This is a genomic window from Pantoea sp. Tr-811 (genome assembly GCF_011752535.1).
Lineage (GTDB): Bacteria > Pseudomonadota > Gammaproteobacteria > Pseudomonadales > Pseudomonadaceae > Aquipseudomonas.
In genome coordinates, this window is the sequence record NZ_VWXJ01000088.1 from 1 (window position 1) to 228 (window position 228).

At 59.2% G+C, this 228-nt stretch carries 1 protein-coding gene; it reads right to left on the reverse strand.

The features are described 5' to 3' along the window. On the reverse strand, window positions 1–228 hold a 228-nt coding region (locus tag F3J44_RS29530), incomplete at both ends, for an immunoglobulin-like domain-containing protein (RefSeq protein WP_167278023.1).

Sequence of the window (228 nt, forward strand, 5' to 3'; positions counted from 1 at the left end):
TGGCAATGGTGATGGTCTCACCGTTGCTCAGGGTCACCTTCATTTCGGTGCCAGCTGGGTTGGTCAGCGTGGCGGTGTAGATGATCTGGCCGCCTTCCTGAACGGTGCCAGTGGCAGTCAGGCTCAGCCCGGTGTTATCGAGGTTCGACGGATCGTCGTTCACCACGGTGCTTGGAGTACCAGCGGTTTCCAGCTTCTCGTAGTTGCCACCGGTCACACCAGTGATGC